This is a genomic window from Corallococcus sp. 4LFB (assembly GCF_046520365.1).
Taxonomy (GTDB): domain Bacteria; phylum Myxococcota; class Myxococcia; order Myxococcales; family Myxococcaceae; genus Corallococcus; species Corallococcus caeni.
Genome location: NZ_JBKGHJ010000024.1, coordinates 1 through 14472 on the forward strand (window position 1 = coordinate 1; position 14472 = coordinate 14472).

Genomic DNA, 14472 nt, shown 5'->3' on the forward strand with positions numbered 1-14472 from the left:
CTTCGAGGCCGTGGCGGCGTACCGCGCGGCGCTCGCCGCCCCGGAGCGGCCCGTGCCCGAGGCGGCGGAGGAGGCCGCGCAGCTGAGCAAGAAGCTGCGGCTGCCCGCGGCGCCCGCGAAGGGCACGGTGGAGCAGATCTACGACCGCGTGTCGCTGGGGCTGGTGGCGCTGTACCTGGAGCACCTGATGGAGAAGCCGGACCTCAAGGGCAACCTGAAGGTGCGCGTGGACCTGGACGCCAGCGGCAAGGCCACGAACGTGGTGGTGCTCTACGACAGCCTCCAGGACGTGCTCATCACCCACCACGCGCACGTCGCCTTCATGGATGCCCAGTACCCCCCCGGCAGCCCGTCACCGGAGTACCAGTACGTCTTCCGCCCTCCGCGCTGAGGCGGACATCGCGGCGCTGCTCCTACCGGAGGCGGGTTGACGCTGGCGGCACGGGAGGGCACAGACTCCAGGCCTCACGTCAGGAGCCCGCCCGTGAACGCCGCACCGCTGACGCCCGCCGCCCTGTGGCCCCGCACGCTGGCCGTCACGCGGCACGCGCTGGAGACCGGGGCGCTCCAGCCCATCGCCACGGAAGCACGCACGCTGCCCCTCGCGAACATGACGTTCCAGGTGCGCGTGCTGGGGCGGGTGGCGCTCAAGGAGCGCAAGCGGCCGGCGCCGTCCAACGCCGAGCCGTTCAATCCGTTCGCGAACCCGGAGCCGGACCTCGTGCTGGGGGACGTGCCGCCCGCGCACGTGTGCCTGCTCAACAAGTTCAACGTCGTGGAGCACCACCTGCTGCTGGTGACGCGGGCCTTTGAGTCGCAGGACGCGCTGCTGACCCGCGCGGACTTCGACGCGCTCTCCACGTGCCTGGAGGGGCTGGACGGGCTGGCCTTCTACAACGCCGGGGAGACGGCCGGCGCGAGCCAGCGCCACAAGCACCTGCAGCTGGTGCCGCCCTGGGACCGGACGGCCTGCGCGCGCCGCTGGAGTCGCTGCTGCCCCCGCTGCCGGGGCCCGGCCGCGTCATCGCCGCGGAGTCCCTGCCGTTCGCGCACCTGCTGGCGGGCCTGGGGCCGTGGGGGCGCCGGGGCAGGGGGAGCGGATGCTGGCGGCCTACCGGCTCTGCGGGAGGCGCTGGGCCTGGGCGAGCACGCGCCGTACAACCTGCTCGTCACGCGGGACTGGATGCTGCTCGTGCCCCGCGGCCGCGCGGAGCACCTGGGCGTCAACGTCAACGCGCTGGGCTTCGCGGGGTCGCTCCTGGTGCGCACGCCCGAGCAGTTCGACGCGGTCGCCGCGCTGGGGCCTTTGGAATTGCTGCGCCAGGTCGCGGGCCTCGCTCCGTAGGAAGGGTGCAACCGCGCGAGCGGACCGGCACAATGTCCGGGCAGCAGGCTCACGGAGCGACGACCATGGATGTGAACGAGCTGGCCCGCGTGCCGGGCGTGAATCCCCAGGTTCCCGACGCGGCACGCATCTACGACTACACGCTGGGCGGCACCCACCACTTCGAGGCGGACCGGCAGGCGGCGGAGTACATGTTCTCCCTGCTGCCCTCCACGCGGAAGTGGGTGCGGATGCTGCGCGCGTGCCTCCAGGCCGCGGCGAAGCGGCTGTCCGCGGAGGGCTTCACGCACTGGGTGGACTTCGCGTCCGGCCTGCCCACCAACGACCACGTGCACGGCGTGCTGCCGCCGGACGTGAAGGTGCTGTACTCGGACATCAACCCGCTGACCATGGCGCAGGCGCGCGTGCTGCTGGGGGACGACCCGCGCGTGCGCTACCTGGAGTGCGACATCCGCCAGGCGAAGTCCTTCCTGGAGCGCCCCGACGTGCGCGACTTCCTGGGCGGCGAGCGCAAGGTGGCCCTTGGCGCCAACGGCATCACCGTGTTCCTCGAGGCGGAGGAGAACCGGAAGTTCTTCCGCGACCTGTACGACTGGGCCGCGCCGGGCTCCAGGCTCTTCACCACGTTCGAGACGAAGGACCCCGCGAAGACGACGCCCCAGTGGGAGCAGTTCGTGGGCATGTTCCAGAAGATGGGGGAGAGCTTCGAGCTGTTCTCCCTGCCCGAGTACCTGGAGCTCTGCGCGCCGTGGACCCCCGGCCCCGGCGGCGTCCAGCCGGTGAGCCGCTTCCTGGGGCTGCCCGAGGACCACATCACCGAGGAGGACCGCCAGGGCGTGGGCATCGAGTTCTACGCGGTCATCCTGGAGAAGAAGTAGCCGCCTTCGCGCGGTAGCGCAGCCCAACGAGCGCCGCGACGAAGCCCGCCGCGGCGCCCACGCACAGCGCCTGGCGCGGACCGAACGTGTCCGCGACCCACCCGACGACGGGGCCCCAGGGGCGTGCCGCCCAGCGCGATGGCCAGGAGGATGGCGAGCACGCGCCCGCGCATCGCCGGAGCGGTGGACAGCTGCACCATGCTGTTCGCGGTGGTGGTGAAGGTCTGCGCCGACACGCCGATGACGACGAGCATGACGCCGAAGAGGGCAAAGGCAGGCATCACCGCCGCGAGCAGCAGCCCGGCGCCGAACACCGCGGCCCCGATGACCAGCAGCCCCAGGCGGGGCTGCGCGCGCCGGGCGGAGAGCAGCGCGCCCGTGACCGAGCCGATGGCCATGATGGACGTCAGGAGCCCGTAGCCGCTCGCGCCCTGGCCGAAGACGCTCACGGCCATGGTGGAGATGAAGATGGGGAAGTTGAGCCCGAAGGTGCCGATGAGGAAGAACATGATCAGCACCGCCTTCAGGTCGGGCCGCTTCCAGACGTAGGCGAAGCCCTCCAGCAGGCCCCAGCGCGTGCGTGGCGCCCGGTCCCGCACGTGCAGCTCGTTCGCGCGAAGGAGGCTCAGCGAGCAGAGCACCGCGCCGAACGACGCCGCGTTGATGACGAACATCCACCCGGAGCCCACCCAGGAGATGAGCACCCCCGCGATGGCGGGCCCCAGCATGCGCGCGGCGTGGAACGAGGTGGAGTTGAGGGCCACGGCGTTGGAGAGGTCCTCCTCGCCCACCAGCTCCGCCACGAACGTCTGGCGCGCGGGGGCGTCGAACGCGGTGACGCAGCCCAGGAGGAACGCGAACACGTCGACGTGCCACAGCCGGACGTGCCCCCAGAGCGTGAGCAGCCCCAGCCCCAGCGCCAGCGCGCCCAGGGTCGCCTGCGTGGTGAACAGCAGCTTGCGGCGGTCCAGGTGATCCGCCGCGAAGCCCGTCAGCGGGAGCAGCAGCACCTGCGGCGCGAACTGGAGCGCCATCACCACGCCCACGGCCGTGGCGTTGTTGTGGGTGAGCTGGGTGAGGACGAGCCAGTCCTGGGCGGTGCGCTGCATCCACGTGCCCACGTTGGACACGATGCCTCCGGCCGCCCACGTCCGGTAGTTGAAGCCGCGCAGCGAACGGAACGTGCCCTTCATCCCGGCGGGTATCTCACCCGCACGACTCTCCCGCCAGCGCGCAGCGGGTGGACGCACAGGGCGTGAACGGGGGGCTGGTTCCACAGCCCGAGCCTGCGCAGAGGCAGGTGGTGACCCGGTGGGTGGACGGGTCGCAGCACGGCTCGTAGCTCGACGGGCTGCTGGGTGCCGCGTCGGTGCTGGTGCCGCGTCGAGGTCCGTGCCGCCGGCGTCCTGGCTCCCCTGGACGGAACCGCAGCTTCCGCTTTGCGACGCCGCGCAGGTGCCGGACGCGCAGGCCCGGAAGGGCATCTCGCAGCCGTCGGCCTCCTCACAGAGGCAGGTGTCCACCTGGCCGCGAACGCAGCAGACGGCCCACGACGCCTCGCCGATGAGCGACGGGTCCTCGTAGAGCGGGTCGAAGCAGGCGCCCAGGAGCGCGACGAGGGTGGCGAGGACGAGTCGTTTCACGGCGCTTGGGACACCCGGTGCGGCCGGTCTGGGACATGCCGCCGGGGTGCGACTAATATCCCACGGCCCATCGCGAAGGCGATGCGATGTCCCAGGCCGCCGGGGCCGGGTGTCTCAAGGACGAAAAGGAAGGTCGGACCAGGCGGATGGGGAGCGGGCTCGACGCGGAGGAGCTCAGGCAGCTCTACGAGCGCTTCGCGCCCGTGGTGCACCGTCGTGCGCTCGCGCTGCTGGGACGCGATGCCGATGCGTGGGACATCGTCCAGGAGGTCTTCGAGCGCATGCTGACAGCCGGCGCGCGGTTCCGACGGGAGGCCCGTCCCATGACGTACGTGTACCGCGTCACCACCAACCTGTGCCTCAACGCGCTGCGCTCGCGGCAGCTGCGGGAGCCGGTGCTCCTGGAGGCCCCGGAGGCCGCGGCGCTCACCCCCAGCCAGTGGGAGGCCGCGGACTTCATCCGCCACCTCGTGGGGCGGATGGGCGAGCGCGAGCTGGAGGTGGCCACGCTGCACTTCTTCGACGGGCTGACCCAGGAGGAGATCGCGGGGATGCTGGACGTGTCGCGCAAGACCATCGTCCGCGACCTGGACTCCATCCGGAAGAAGGCGGCGGAGCTGGGGCGGCTGCCGGAAGCGCTGGAGGCGGGGCGTGGCTGAGCACCTGACACGGCTGGAGCTGGACGAGTGGCTGTCGGGGCTGGATGCCTCCGGCCGCGCGGAGCGGCACGTGGCCGCCTGCCCGGCCTGCGCGACGCTCGCAGAACGGATGCGGCAGTCGCGCGAGTCGAGCCTGCGGGAGCCCCGCGCCAGGGCGGTGCTGGCGAGGCTGGAGGAGAAGCGGGCCGCCTCGGCGAAGCCCCGCTGGAGCTGGGGCGTGCCGCTGGTGGCGGCGCTGGCGGTGGGGTTCGCGCTGGTCGTCTACGTGCCGCGCGGGACGGAGGACGGCGTGCGGTTGAAGGGCGCCGTGGCGCTGCGGCTCCTGTCCGAGCAGGCGCGCCGGTGCTGGGCGCGAAGCCCGGCGAACGCGTGACGCTGGCGGTGGGCACGGGGCCGTACCGGAACGTGCTGGTGCTCGCGGTGGACGAAGCGGGAGCGGTGGCCCGGCTCTGGCCGAGCGAGGGCGGGACGAGCGGCACGGTGGAGCCGGGGGCGGAGGTGAAGCTGTCCCCGCCGCTGGAGGTGACGCCGGGGTCGGTGGCGCTGCACGCGTTCTTCTCGGACGCGCCGCTCGATGCAGAGCAGGCGCGCGAGGCGCTCACTGCGCGCGTCGAGGAGGCTCGGGAGAAGGGACAGGGGACGTTGGACGTGGCGACGCCCGGTGACATCGGGAAGGCCCAGGCGCGCACGCTGCTGAGGGTCGTGCCGTGAGGCGGGCGCTGGGCCTGGGCGTTCAGATGTTCGCGGTGCTCCTCGCGTTCATGGGACCCGTCCGTGCCGCCGCCGCGGAGGATGCGCCACGCCGCTGGGCGCTGGTGGTGGGAGAGAACCAGGGCCTGTCAGGTGAGGAGCGGCTGCGCTTCGCGGAGGCGGATGCGCGGCGGATGCGCGAGGTGCTCCAGGAAGTGGGCGCCGTGCCGCCGGAGCGCACGGTGACGCTGCTGGGCGCGGATGCCGCGACGCTGCGGGAGGCCCTGAAGGGCTTCCGGGCACGGCTCGCGGTGGAGGCCTCGTCGCGGGACTGGCTCCTGCTCTACGTGTCATCGCACGCGGGCGACGGCAGCCTGCACCTGCGCGGCACGGAGCTGCCGATGCGCGAGCTGGTGGACTTCCTCAAGGGGGCGCCGGTGGGCGTGGGGCTGCTCATCCTGGACTCCTGCCGCTCCGGGCTCGCCACGCGCCTGAAGGGCCTCAGGCCCGTGGCCGCGCCGGTCACGATGGAGGCCTCGGACCTGGAGGGGCGGGTGGTCATCAGCGCCTCGGGCGCGGATGAGTACGCGCAGGAGTCGGATGCGCTGCAGGGCTCCTTCTTCACGCACCACCTGGCGGCGGGGCTGCGCGGCGCGGCGGATGCATCACGCGATGGGCGCGTCACGCTGGAGGAGGCCTACCGCTACGCCTACGCGAGGACGCTGGAGTCCACGCTCGTGTCACCCGGGGGCGTGCAGCGCCCCACGTTCCGGATGGACCTGCGCGGACGCGGCGAGCTGGTGCTCTCCGAGCCCAATCAGGCGCGCGGCCGGCTGACGCTCGACGTGAAGACGCCGGGACGCTGGCTCGTGGTGGCGTCGGAGAGTGGCTCGCTGGTGGCGGACCTGGAGAAGGGCGAAGGCCCCACGACGCTGGCCGTGGCGCCCGGCGCGTACCGGCTGCTGCTGCGCGCGGACGAGGGATACCTGGAGCGGTCGGTGCGGGTGCCGCTCAACGGAACCGTCTCCGTGGGTGGCACGCCCCTGGAGGAGGCCGCGAGGCTGAGGCTCGCGCGCAAGGGGGGAGCGGGGGCGTCGCTGCTGCTCGCGGTGGGGCCGTCGGTGACGTCGGGCCTCGTGGCGGGGCTGTCGTCCATGGCGGGCCTGGACGTGCGCCTGGTGCGGGAAGGGCGGCTGTTCTCCGGCGTGGACACGTCGAGCCTGGGGCTCGGGGTGCGCAGGGGGACGGGCAGCGGGGTTGCCTTCCAGCAGACGGAGCTGGAGCTGCGGCTGGGCGCGGGGCCGCACTGGAAGCACGGCGCCTGGACGTTCAGCGGCGCGCTGGAGGCCGGGGCGCTGGCCATCTTCCAGGCGCGCATTCCGGACGAGGATGCGCGCTTAGGACTGGAACCGCTGGCGCTCGTCACCGGCGGCGTGCGGCTGGACGTGCGAAGCCGCCTGTCGATGCTCCTGAGCGCCTCCGCCGGAGGCGTCATGGCGAAGCGGGACTCCGGCACGGCGCTGGTGCCCAGGGCCTCCGCGTCGCTGCTGGTCGGATACGCGCTCTGAGCTGTCGCGTTCACCTGGGCGGGCTCGTAGACTTCTCCGCCCCATGCGTGACTTCGACGTGCGACAGGCCCTCACGGCGAGTCTCAAGGCCACCCACGCGGGGGAGCCCGGAACACTCATCCGTGAGGAGCTGGGCTTGGAGCACGGGCAGGTCTTCGTGGACGTGGCCGTCATCAACGGCGAGCTCCACGGCTACGAGCTGAAGAGTGAGCGGGACACCTTGGAGCGACTTCCGAGGCAGGTCGAGGCGTACAGCGCGGTGCTCGACCGGGCCACGCTTGTGGTCGGGGCCCGTCACGTGCAACAGGCCCTCGGACTCATCCCCGCATGGTGGGGCGTCAAGACGGCCACGACCCAGCGCGACGGCTCGGTCAAGTTGCGCCCCTTGCGCAAGGCACGGAGCAATCCCCAGCAGCAGATGTTGGCCCTGGTCAAGTTGCTCTGGCGCGACGAGGCGCTGGAACTCCTGGAGTCACTGGGGGCCGCCAGAGGACTGAGGAGCAAGCCCCGGAAGCTGCTCTACGAGCGCGTGGTGGAACTGTTGCCTGCCGAAGCGCTGCGCGCGGAGGTCCGCAGGCGTCTCAAGGTACGTGAAGACTGGTGAGCTGCTTCAGCACCTTCGCGATGTGATGGTTCGTTCCCACCCTGCGCCATACTCCCGGGCTTCCGGGCGTTTCGGCGCCTCCAGCGCATCCGAAGATGTAGTCGTCACCCCTGCTGAACGTGCGCCCGGAATAGCACTCGTGCTCCATCAGATAGGTCGCCAGTGCGGTGTATTGGTCATAGCCGCGCCGTTTGAGGGCTTCGCCACGGACCACCAGCCAGTGGTCCTCCGCCGTGTAGCGGATGTTGGGGCTTCCGGAATGGATCGCTGCGTTCAGTGAAGGGGGATGGGCCCCCTGGATTGCGTAGTCGCTGTAGGTGGGCACTCGCGGGAGAGACTTCGCTTTCCCGGCAAGCGCCCGCCACACAAGCCAGTCAGCCCGCGGGATCTTCGTCGGCTCCTTGATGCGGCTGATGGACTGCGGAAATGCTCCGGCAGCCACGGTCAGCGTTCGAAAGGCCATCAGCCCATCGATACCGCCGATGACGCCCAGTAGGAGCTTCGAGAGCATCCCCACGTCATCTGGGCCGATGGGCCCCAGATCCAGCACCAGATCGGTGGATTCACGGGACGTTCCTGCCTTTTGGAGGACCGACGAGAGCACCTCATCCAGGTCGTCCTCGAACAGCTCCTGCTTGCGAAGGCGGATGCAGACACCGCGCTTGTCTTCCGCGACCGCTCTCCTGACGGTGGCGAGGTACTCGGGAGGACGCTCAGGACCTGTGACAGGAACGAGTGCGACTCCAGACTCCCGGGCCTTCGCCATGACGTATGCCAGTGGGTGGTCTCCCGTGGCCATCGTCTGTGCAGGAGGCAAGTGGAGTCCGTCGATGAATGCACGGCCGTCCGGAACCGCCTTCACGAGATGGGGCCCCACCCTGCCAAGCAGCTCCTCCAATGTTTCCATCTGAAGGGACTTCCGCTTGCCCTTCACTGGCTTTGGCTTGGGAGGTCGGATTTCGAAGAGCGGGGTCACCCGCTGGCGCTGTGCGGCCTCAAGCTGCGCAAGGGCATCGCGCTCTCCCTGCATGAACTTGAGGATGGGCACGTAGTGCGTTCGGTTGAAGCCTTGTGTCACCTGGATGTTCCCCCCGCGTTGTGACGCAAGCCTGCCCGGGTCGTGCCATCGCGTGGCGGTCCCAAAGGAGGTATTGCGTTGGCCGCGACTCTGCCATCCGGCCCTGACACACCCGCCCGGTCAGTCGTCAGCGGCGGATGCTTCCAGGTAGAACGCGATTCCTCTGTCTTTCACCGGAGCCACCCATGACCCTGCACCGCCACCTCCTGCTCTCCGTCTCGCTGGGCCTCACCCTGGGCTGCGCGAGCACGAAGCCCACCGCGACCCCGTCCGCTGAACCGGGCGCGCTGGAGCGGGTGGCGCTGGTTCATGGCGGCGCGGGACCGTGGGCCGTCGCGGGCTACCGGATGGGCGAACACGCGCTCCAGCAGCTGGGCCTGCCCCGGGGCAGCTTCAAGCTGGAGGTCATCCATCACAGCCCGGCGCAGGTCCAGTACACCTGCGTCGCGGACGGAGCGGCGGCGGCCACCGGCGCGAGCCTGGGCAAGCTCAACCTGTCGCTGGTGACAGCGCCCGCGCCGCAGGACACCGCGACCACGTTCCGTAACCGCGACACCGGCCAATCCCTCACACTGCGCCCGTCCGCGAGCTTCGTGCAGCGCTTCCGCGACGTCCCACGCGAGAAGCTGGGCGCAGCGGGCCGGGCCGTCCTCACCCTGCCGGACGCGGACGTCTTCGAAACCGTCGCGCCCTGACGCCGCCGCTCAGAGGACGACGAGCCCAATCGCCAGCAGGGGCAGGGCACCCTGGATGATGCTCGCCCGGAGGAAGTGCCGGTTGCTGCTCACCAGCACCACCGCCGCCAGCCCCATGCACGCGCAGCCGAACACCACGGCCGCAACGCCCGACGCCACCGCGCCGGTGTGCACCAGCACCACGCCCACCAGCACGCCCAGGGCCAGGAACAGGTTGTAGAAGCCCTGGTTGAACGCCATCCCCTTCATCACGTCCGCGTCCGCCTGCGACTTCAGCCCGAAGCGCTTCCACACCTTCGGCCGCGTGAAGACGATGCTCTCCATCACGAAGAACAGCACGTGGATGAGCGCGGCGATGACCGCGAAGACCTGCGCCAGTGGCGACATGATGACTCCCCCTCCGGGGTTGGGTTATTCTGAACCAGTCAGTTCCGAATTCATATTGAAACGGTCAGTTCAGAATTGTCAAGGAGGGTCACGTGGCGAGGACGCGGGCGTTCGACGAGACAGAGGCGGTGCGGGCGGCGCTGGGGGTGTTCTGGTCGCGCGGCTACGAGGCGACGTCGCTGTCGGACCTGGAGGCCGCGACAGGGCTGAACCGCTCCAGCCTGTACCAGACCTTCGACTGCAAGCGCGGGCTGTTCGCGCGGGCCATCACGCTGTACCTCCAGGAGGTCATCGGGCCGCGGCTGGGTGTCTTCGCGAAGGACGCGCCGGGCCTGTCGCAGGTGACGCAGTACTTCGAGTCGCTCGCGACGACGATGGCCACCGCGCCGCCGGCCCTGACGCGGCGGGGCTGCCTGCTGGTGAATACGGCGACGGAGCTGGGCCCGCATGACGCGGAGGCGAAGCAGGCGGTGGAGGACTACCGGGCGCTCTTGCGAGGCCACCTGACGCGGGCCCTGGAGGGCGCTGCGCGGGCGGGCGTGCTGCCGCGCAAGACGGTGGCTCGCCGGGTGGAGCTGCTTCTGGGGGCGGTGATTGGCGTGCTCGTCACGGCGCGCGTGGACCCGGGCGCCGCGGCGAAGCTGGCCCAGGCGACGGCGGGCGAGGTGGCGGGCTGGGCGGGGTAGGGGCGCCGGGCTTGTCCGGCGTGGGAAGGCTGCTACAAGGGCGCGTTCTCCCGAGGCGCCCGTGCCTCCGTCCCCCGAGGCTTCGATGGAATTCTCCGCGCTCGCGCTGTCGCCCCCGCTGCTCCAGGTGCTGGAGGAGCTGGAGTTCAAGACCGCCACCCCCATCCAGGCGCAGAGCATCCCGGTGCTGTTGCAGGGCAAGGACCTGGTGGGCCAGGCGCGCACGGGCAGCGGGAAGACGGCCGCGTTCGCGCTGCCCATCCTGCAGAAGGTGAAGCTCACGCAGGACCGCCACCTCCAGGCGCTGGTGCTCTGCCCGACGCGCGAGCTGTGCGCGCAGGTCGCGGGAGAGATCAGGCGGCTGGCGCGCCGGATGCCGGGCGTGCAGGTGCTGGCGCTCGCGGGCGGGCAGCCCATCCGGCCGCAGGTGGAGGCGCTGGAGAAGGGCGTGCACATCGGCGTGGGGACGCCGGGGCGCATCATGGACCTGCTGGACCGCGAGGTGCTGGACACGCGGCACCTGGCCACGGTGGTGCTGGATGAAGCGGACCGGATGCTGGACATGGGCTTCCGCGAGGACATGGAGCGGGTGCTGGGCGCCACGCCCGCGAAGCGGCAGACGGTGCTCTTCTCCGCGACGTTCCCGGACGACATCGAGAAGCTGAGCCGCGCGTTCCAGAAGGACCCCGTGCGCGTGTCCTTGGCGCAGGAGGAGTCCGCGCCGGACATCCAGCAGGTGGCGTACGCGTGCACGCCGGAGGAGAAGCAGACGCTGCTGCTGCGGCTGCTGCGCCAGTACCAGCCGGCCTCCGCCATCGTGTTCTGCAACTTCAAGGCGGTGGTGGTGGAGTTGACGCGGGCGCTGGTGCAGGCGGGCGTGAGCGCGGACGGGTTGCAGGGGGACCTGGAGCAGTTCGACCGGGACCGGGTGATGGCGAAGTTCCGCAATCACAGCACGCGCGTGCTGGTGGCCACGGACGTGGCGGGCCGGGGCATCGACGTGGAGGCGCTGGACGCGGTGGTGAACTACGAGCTGCCGCAGCAGCCGGAGGCGTACGTGCACCGCATCGGCCGCACGGGGCGCGCGGGCCGGCGTGGGCTGGCGCTGTCGCTGGTGACGCGCTCGGACAGCCGCAAGGTGGACGACATCGAAGGGACGACGGGCGTGAAGCTGGAGAAGGGCGACGTGGACGCGCTGGTGCCGGAGAACGTGCCGGGCGTGTCGCTCATCTCCGGCTGGGAGACGCTGTCCATCTCCGCGGGGCGCAAGGACAAGATGCGGCCCGGAGACATCCTGGGCGCGCTCACGGGCGAGGCGGGCGGGCTGAAGGCGGAGGACGTGGGCAAGATTGAGATCCACGACCACCACGCCTTCGTCGCCGTCTCCAAGCGCGTGGTGAAGGTGGCGTTCCAGCGGCTGAGCGAAGGCCGCATCAAGGGCCGCAAGCACCGCATCGAACGGGTGCGGTGAGGGTTTGATGATGGAATGGTGATGAACGGGGCATGAGGGGCCGTGAGAGATTGCCCGCATGCCCCGAAGCCTTGTGTGTCTGGCGTTGTTGACCCTGAGCGTGGCGTGCAGGACCGCCGCGCCCGTCGCTCCCGATACCGTCCAGGTGGCCCGGACGCCCGCCGCCGCGGAGTGGGAGAAGCAGCTGGATGTGGCGCGGTTCTCCTCGGAACCGACCGCCCTGCGACAGGCCTGCGCTCGGCTCCAGCCGCGGCTGGAGGCTGCCATCCAGAAGGACCCGGCGGACGCGCACCTGCATTACCTCCTGGGACGTGTGTATTTCTATGGCGAGCGTGATGCGGAGGCGGGTCAGGAGTTCGACAAGGCCCTGGCGCTGGCGCCCGAGGTCGCCGAGTACCACTACCTCAAGGGCTACTCACTCGGGTTCACGCAGGACTCGCAGGGCTCCATCGCGGAGCTGACCCGGGCGACGGAGCTGGCGCCCCGGACGGTGAAGTACTGGTCCTCGCTGGGCGCTGCGCTGGCGGCGAAGCAGGACAAGGACAAGGCGCGGGATGCCTTCGAGCATGCAATTGCGTTGGATCCGGAGGATGCGGAGTCCTCGGGCTTCCTCGGCCTGATGCGCCTGGAGGAGGGTAACGAGGCGGAAGCGCTTCGATGGCTGGCCAAGACGACGCCCCAGCAACCGCGCCAGCCGATGCTCCAGTACAACATCGCTCAGGCCTACCAGAACCACGGGGACCATGAGCGAGCGCTGGCGCACTTCCAGTCCGCCGCCCAGGCGATGCCCGAGGACTGGCGCACGCTCGCGAAGCTGGTGCAGGAGCATGAATCGCTGAAGCAGCTCAAGGAGCGAGACGCCGCGCGCGCCAGGCTGGTGAAGCTGAACGACGAAGGCAAGGTGGACAGCCCCTTCTTCGTCCGCGAGCAGTTCCAGGAGGGCACTGCGAAGGTGATGGTGGCGGAGCACTTCAAGCTCGAGGGGGACTGGGCCGTCCGCTATGTCTTCTACGTGGAGACGCCTGGGACGAACGGCACTCCCGTGCGGTGGCGCCTGAGCCTGGGCTCGTATTCATTCACCAACGAGCTGCGGCCGCCCGGCGTCACGGAGCGGACCTTCCACTTCGATGGCTACGAAGAAGACGACTCACACCTGACCTTCGCCTTCTTCCGCGGCGAGCCCTCCTTCGAGGACACGCGCAAGCTGGCGGTGGCCCTTCTTCGTGGAGAGGTGAAGCCCGTGTCGGGCACGCGCTTCAACCGCGAGTAGGATTCGGGAGTTGCTGGCGATGAAGCACGGCCGTGAATCGCCGGGGGCAGGCCGCGAGGACGACTTCCGGCTCCGTTTCGAACAGGAGTCGTAGGGAACTACTAATTTCATGGGATATTAGTAGTAGATTGGTAGTTCAAGCCCATGCGACTCCCCTCGACGCCTCCAGACCTCCATGCATTTGTCCGACGGCTGGCTCGGGAAGGAGCGGAGCGGCTTGTGGCCCTGCTGGAGCGCAAGCCGCTGGGGCCGGAGATAGACGGTCGCTACCTCCACTGGGATGAGCTTCGCCGTCATCCCGTGCCCGAGGGCATGACGCATGAGGAGTGGTGGTACCGGATCAAGACCGCACGCGCCGCGTTGGGCTCCGACCTGCCGCTTCTCGACAAGACAGGGCAGCCGTTCTCCATTGCCCGTCCTGATGGTCTCCTATCGGGCCTGCACCGGATCGACTGGCAGCTCGGGAAGAGGCTGGAGCTGGCGGACCCTCAACTGGCCAATTCGGATGTCCGGGACCGGTACATCATCGAGTCGTTGATGGAAGAGGCCATCACCTCCAGTCAGCTTGAGGGGGCCTCCACGACGCGAAAGGTCGCGAAGGAGATGCTGGAGCAGGGCCGTCCGCCTCGGACCAAGGACGAGCGGATGATCTTCAACAACTTCCAGGCGATGGAATTGATGCGCCGGAAGGCGCAGGCGCCGCTGACGACCTCTCTGCTCCTGGAACTGCACGAAACCATCACGCGTGACACGCTTGATGCTGGCGAAGAAGGGCGCTTGCGGCGCGGCGATGAGTCCATCACCGTCCAGGACCGTGCGAGTGGAGAGATCCTCCATGTTCCCCCTGACGCCAGTGAACTGCCCGGCCGGTTGCGGCAGCTCTGTGCGTTCGCGAATGACCCTGGAGGGGATGCCTTCATCCATCCGGTCGTACGCGCCATCGTGATTCACTTCATGCTCGCCTACGACCATCCCTTCGTGGATGGCAACGGACGCACTGCTCGGGCCCTGTTCTATTGGAGCATGATTCGCCAGGGGTACTGGATCGCGGAGTTCCTCTCCATTTCCCGGATCATCCAGCGCGCCCAGATGCAATACAGCCGGGCGTTCCTGTTCACGGAGACGGACGGAGGAGACGTTACCTACTTCCTCCTGCACCAACTGGACGTCATCCAACGCGCGACCGATGACCTCTACGCGTATCTGAATCGGAAGGCGCGGGACGCCAGGCAGGTGGATCTTCTCCTCCAGGAGGATCCGGGCCTCAATCATCGGCAGCGAGAGCTGCTGGCGCATGCTCTTCACCATCCGGCCGCGCGCTATGACATCCAGTCGCACCGGCGTCGGCACGGCGTGGTCTATCAAACCGCCCGTCAGGATCTCCTCGACCTCGAAGCCGCGGGGTTCTTGAGCAGGTCGCAGGTCGGACGGGCTTTCACCTTCTCACCCGTTGCCCAGCTCGAGAGGCGCCTCAAGAAACACAAGGCCTGAGGCAGCC

15 protein-coding genes and 1 pseudogene are annotated in these 14472 nt (G+C 69.7%); 13 read left to right on the top strand and 3 right to left on the bottom strand.

The window, feature by feature from the left end:
- The 3 genes and pseudogenes from ACLEQD_RS04710 to ACLEQD_RS04720 all read left to right on the top strand — a co-directional run.
- A pseudogene (locus ACLEQD_RS04710) lies at positions 1-391 on the top strand (hypothetical protein); the annotation flags it as partial.
- 93 nt (positions 392-484) lie between these two features.
- Complete coding sequence (locus tag ACLEQD_RS04715; RefSeq protein ID WP_410382080.1) at positions 485-1345, top strand: ATP adenylyltransferase family protein; 861 nt, start codon at positions 485-487, stop codon at positions 1343-1345.
- Between the two features lie 65 nt (positions 1346-1410).
- On the top strand, positions 1411-2223 hold the full coding sequence (locus ACLEQD_RS04720; protein WP_410382081.1) for an SAM-dependent methyltransferase: 813 nt from the start codon (positions 1411-1413) through the stop codon (positions 2221-2223).
- Here ACLEQD_RS04720 and ACLEQD_RS04725 read toward each other — a convergent pair.
- The gene (locus tag ACLEQD_RS04725; protein ID WP_410382082.1) at positions 2196-3416 is read right to left on the bottom strand and encodes an MFS transporter; all 1221 of its coding nucleotides are present in this window, start codon (positions 3414-3416) and stop codon (positions 2196-2198) included. The genes ACLEQD_RS04720 and ACLEQD_RS04725 overlap by 28 nt on opposite strands.
- Before the next feature lie 596 nt (positions 3417-4012).
- On the opposite strand from ACLEQD_RS04725, the gene ACLEQD_RS04730 reads away from it, so the two are divergent.
- From ACLEQD_RS04730 to ACLEQD_RS04750, 5 genes are read left to right on the top strand one after another with little or no spacing between them, the layout of a single operon-like run.
- On the top strand, positions 4013-4525 hold the full coding sequence (locus ACLEQD_RS04730; RefSeq protein WP_120529543.1) for an RNA polymerase sigma factor: 513 nt from the start codon (positions 4013-4015) through the stop codon (positions 4523-4525).
- Positions 4518-4898, top strand: coding sequence for a hypothetical protein (locus ACLEQD_RS04735; RefSeq protein ID WP_410382083.1), 381 nt, complete (start codon positions 4518-4520; stop codon positions 4896-4898). The genes ACLEQD_RS04730 and ACLEQD_RS04735 overlap by 8 nt, the downstream gene beginning before the upstream one ends.
- Positions 4868-5236, top strand: a complete 369-nt coding sequence (locus ACLEQD_RS04740) for a hypothetical protein (protein ID WP_410382084.1) — start codon at positions 4868-4870, stop codon at positions 5234-5236. Before ACLEQD_RS04735 ends, ACLEQD_RS04740 begins: the two co-directional genes overlap by 31 nt.
- On the top strand, positions 5233-6783 hold the full coding sequence (locus tag ACLEQD_RS04745; protein WP_410382085.1) for a caspase domain-containing protein: 1551 nt from the start codon (positions 5233-5235) through the stop codon (positions 6781-6783). The genes ACLEQD_RS04740 and ACLEQD_RS04745 overlap by 4 nt, the downstream gene beginning before the upstream one ends.
- Positions 6784-6826: 43 nt before the next feature.
- The gene (locus ACLEQD_RS04750) at positions 6827-7387 is read left to right on the top strand and encodes a sce7726 family protein (protein WP_410382086.1); all 561 of its coding nucleotides are present in this window, start codon (positions 6827-6829) and stop codon (positions 7385-7387) included.
- On the opposite strand, the gene ACLEQD_RS04755 is transcribed toward ACLEQD_RS04750, so the two are convergent.
- Entirely contained in the window at positions 7365-8435 is a 1071-nt protein-coding gene (locus ACLEQD_RS04755; RefSeq protein WP_410382087.1) for a beta family protein, read from the bottom strand. The two genes, ACLEQD_RS04750 and ACLEQD_RS04755, sit on opposite strands and share 23 nt — an antisense overlap.
- Positions 8436-8650: 215 nt before the next feature.
- On the opposite strand from ACLEQD_RS04755, the gene ACLEQD_RS04760 reads away from it, so the two are divergent.
- Positions 8651-9160 (top strand): FmdE family protein, encoded by a 510-nt coding sequence (locus tag ACLEQD_RS04760; protein ID WP_410382088.1) that lies wholly within the window; start codon positions 8651-8653, stop codon positions 9158-9160.
- A gap of 9 nt (positions 9161-9169) precedes the next feature.
- Here ACLEQD_RS04760 and ACLEQD_RS04765 read toward each other — a convergent pair whose 3' ends face one another.
- On the bottom strand, positions 9170-9547 hold the full coding sequence (locus ACLEQD_RS04765) for a DUF1304 domain-containing protein (protein ID WP_410382089.1): 378 nt from the start codon (positions 9545-9547) through the stop codon (positions 9170-9172).
- A 92-nt stretch (positions 9548-9639) separates the two neighbouring features.
- Between ACLEQD_RS04765 and ACLEQD_RS04770 the strand changes: the two genes are divergently transcribed.
- From ACLEQD_RS04770 to ACLEQD_RS04785, 4 genes are all read left to right on the top strand, one after another.
- On the top strand, positions 9640-10233 hold the full coding sequence (locus tag ACLEQD_RS04770) for a TetR/AcrR family transcriptional regulator (RefSeq protein WP_410382090.1): 594 nt from the start codon (positions 9640-9642) through the stop codon (positions 10231-10233).
- Between the two features lie 85 nt (positions 10234-10318).
- Positions 10319-11704, top strand: coding sequence for an ATP-dependent RNA helicase DbpA (gene dbpA / locus ACLEQD_RS04775; protein WP_338261680.1), 1386 nt, complete (start codon positions 10319-10321; stop codon positions 11702-11704).
- A 58-nt stretch (positions 11705-11762) separates the two neighbouring features.
- On the top strand, positions 11763-12974 hold the full coding sequence (locus ACLEQD_RS04780; RefSeq protein ID WP_410382091.1) for a tetratricopeptide repeat protein: 1212 nt from the start codon (positions 11763-11765) through the stop codon (positions 12972-12974).
- A 219-nt stretch (positions 12975-13193) separates the two neighbouring features.
- On the top strand, positions 13194-14465 hold the full coding sequence (locus tag ACLEQD_RS04785; RefSeq protein ID WP_410382092.1) for a Fic family protein: 1272 nt from the start codon (positions 13194-13196) through the stop codon (positions 14463-14465).
- Positions 14466-14472 lie beyond the last annotated feature (7 nt).

What these genes read in the sequence shown, in the direction of transcription:
- ACLEQD_RS04720 (WP_410382081.1), top strand. Translation starts at nt 1,411, where the DNA reads ATGGATGTGAACGAGCTGGCCCGCGTGCCGGGCGTGAATCCCCAGGTT.
- ACLEQD_RS04725 (WP_410382082.1), bottom strand. Translation starts at nt 3,416, where the DNA reads ATGAAGGGCACGTTCCGTTCGCTGCGCGGCTTCAACTACCGGACGTGG.
- ACLEQD_RS04730 (WP_120529543.1), top strand. Translation starts at nt 4,013, where the DNA reads ATGGGGAGCGGGCTCGACGCGGAGGAGCTCAGGCAGCTCTACGAGCGC.
- ACLEQD_RS04750 (WP_410382086.1), top strand. Translation starts at nt 6,827, where the DNA reads ATGCGTGACTTCGACGTGCGACAGGCCCTCACGGCGAGTCTCAAGGCC.
- ACLEQD_RS04760 (WP_410382088.1), top strand. Translation starts at nt 8,651, where the DNA reads ATGACCCTGCACCGCCACCTCCTGCTCTCCGTCTCGCTGGGCCTCACC.
- ACLEQD_RS04765 (WP_410382089.1), bottom strand. Translation starts at nt 9,547, where the DNA reads ATGTCGCCACTGGCGCAGGTCTTCGCGGTCATCGCCGCGCTCATCCAC.
- dbpA (WP_338261680.1), top strand. Translation starts at nt 10,319, where the DNA reads ATGGAATTCTCCGCGCTCGCGCTGTCGCCCCCGCTGCTCCAGGTGCTG.
- ACLEQD_RS04780 (WP_410382091.1), top strand. Translation starts at nt 11,763, where the DNA reads ATGCCCCGAAGCCTTGTGTGTCTGGCGTTGTTGACCCTGAGCGTGGCG.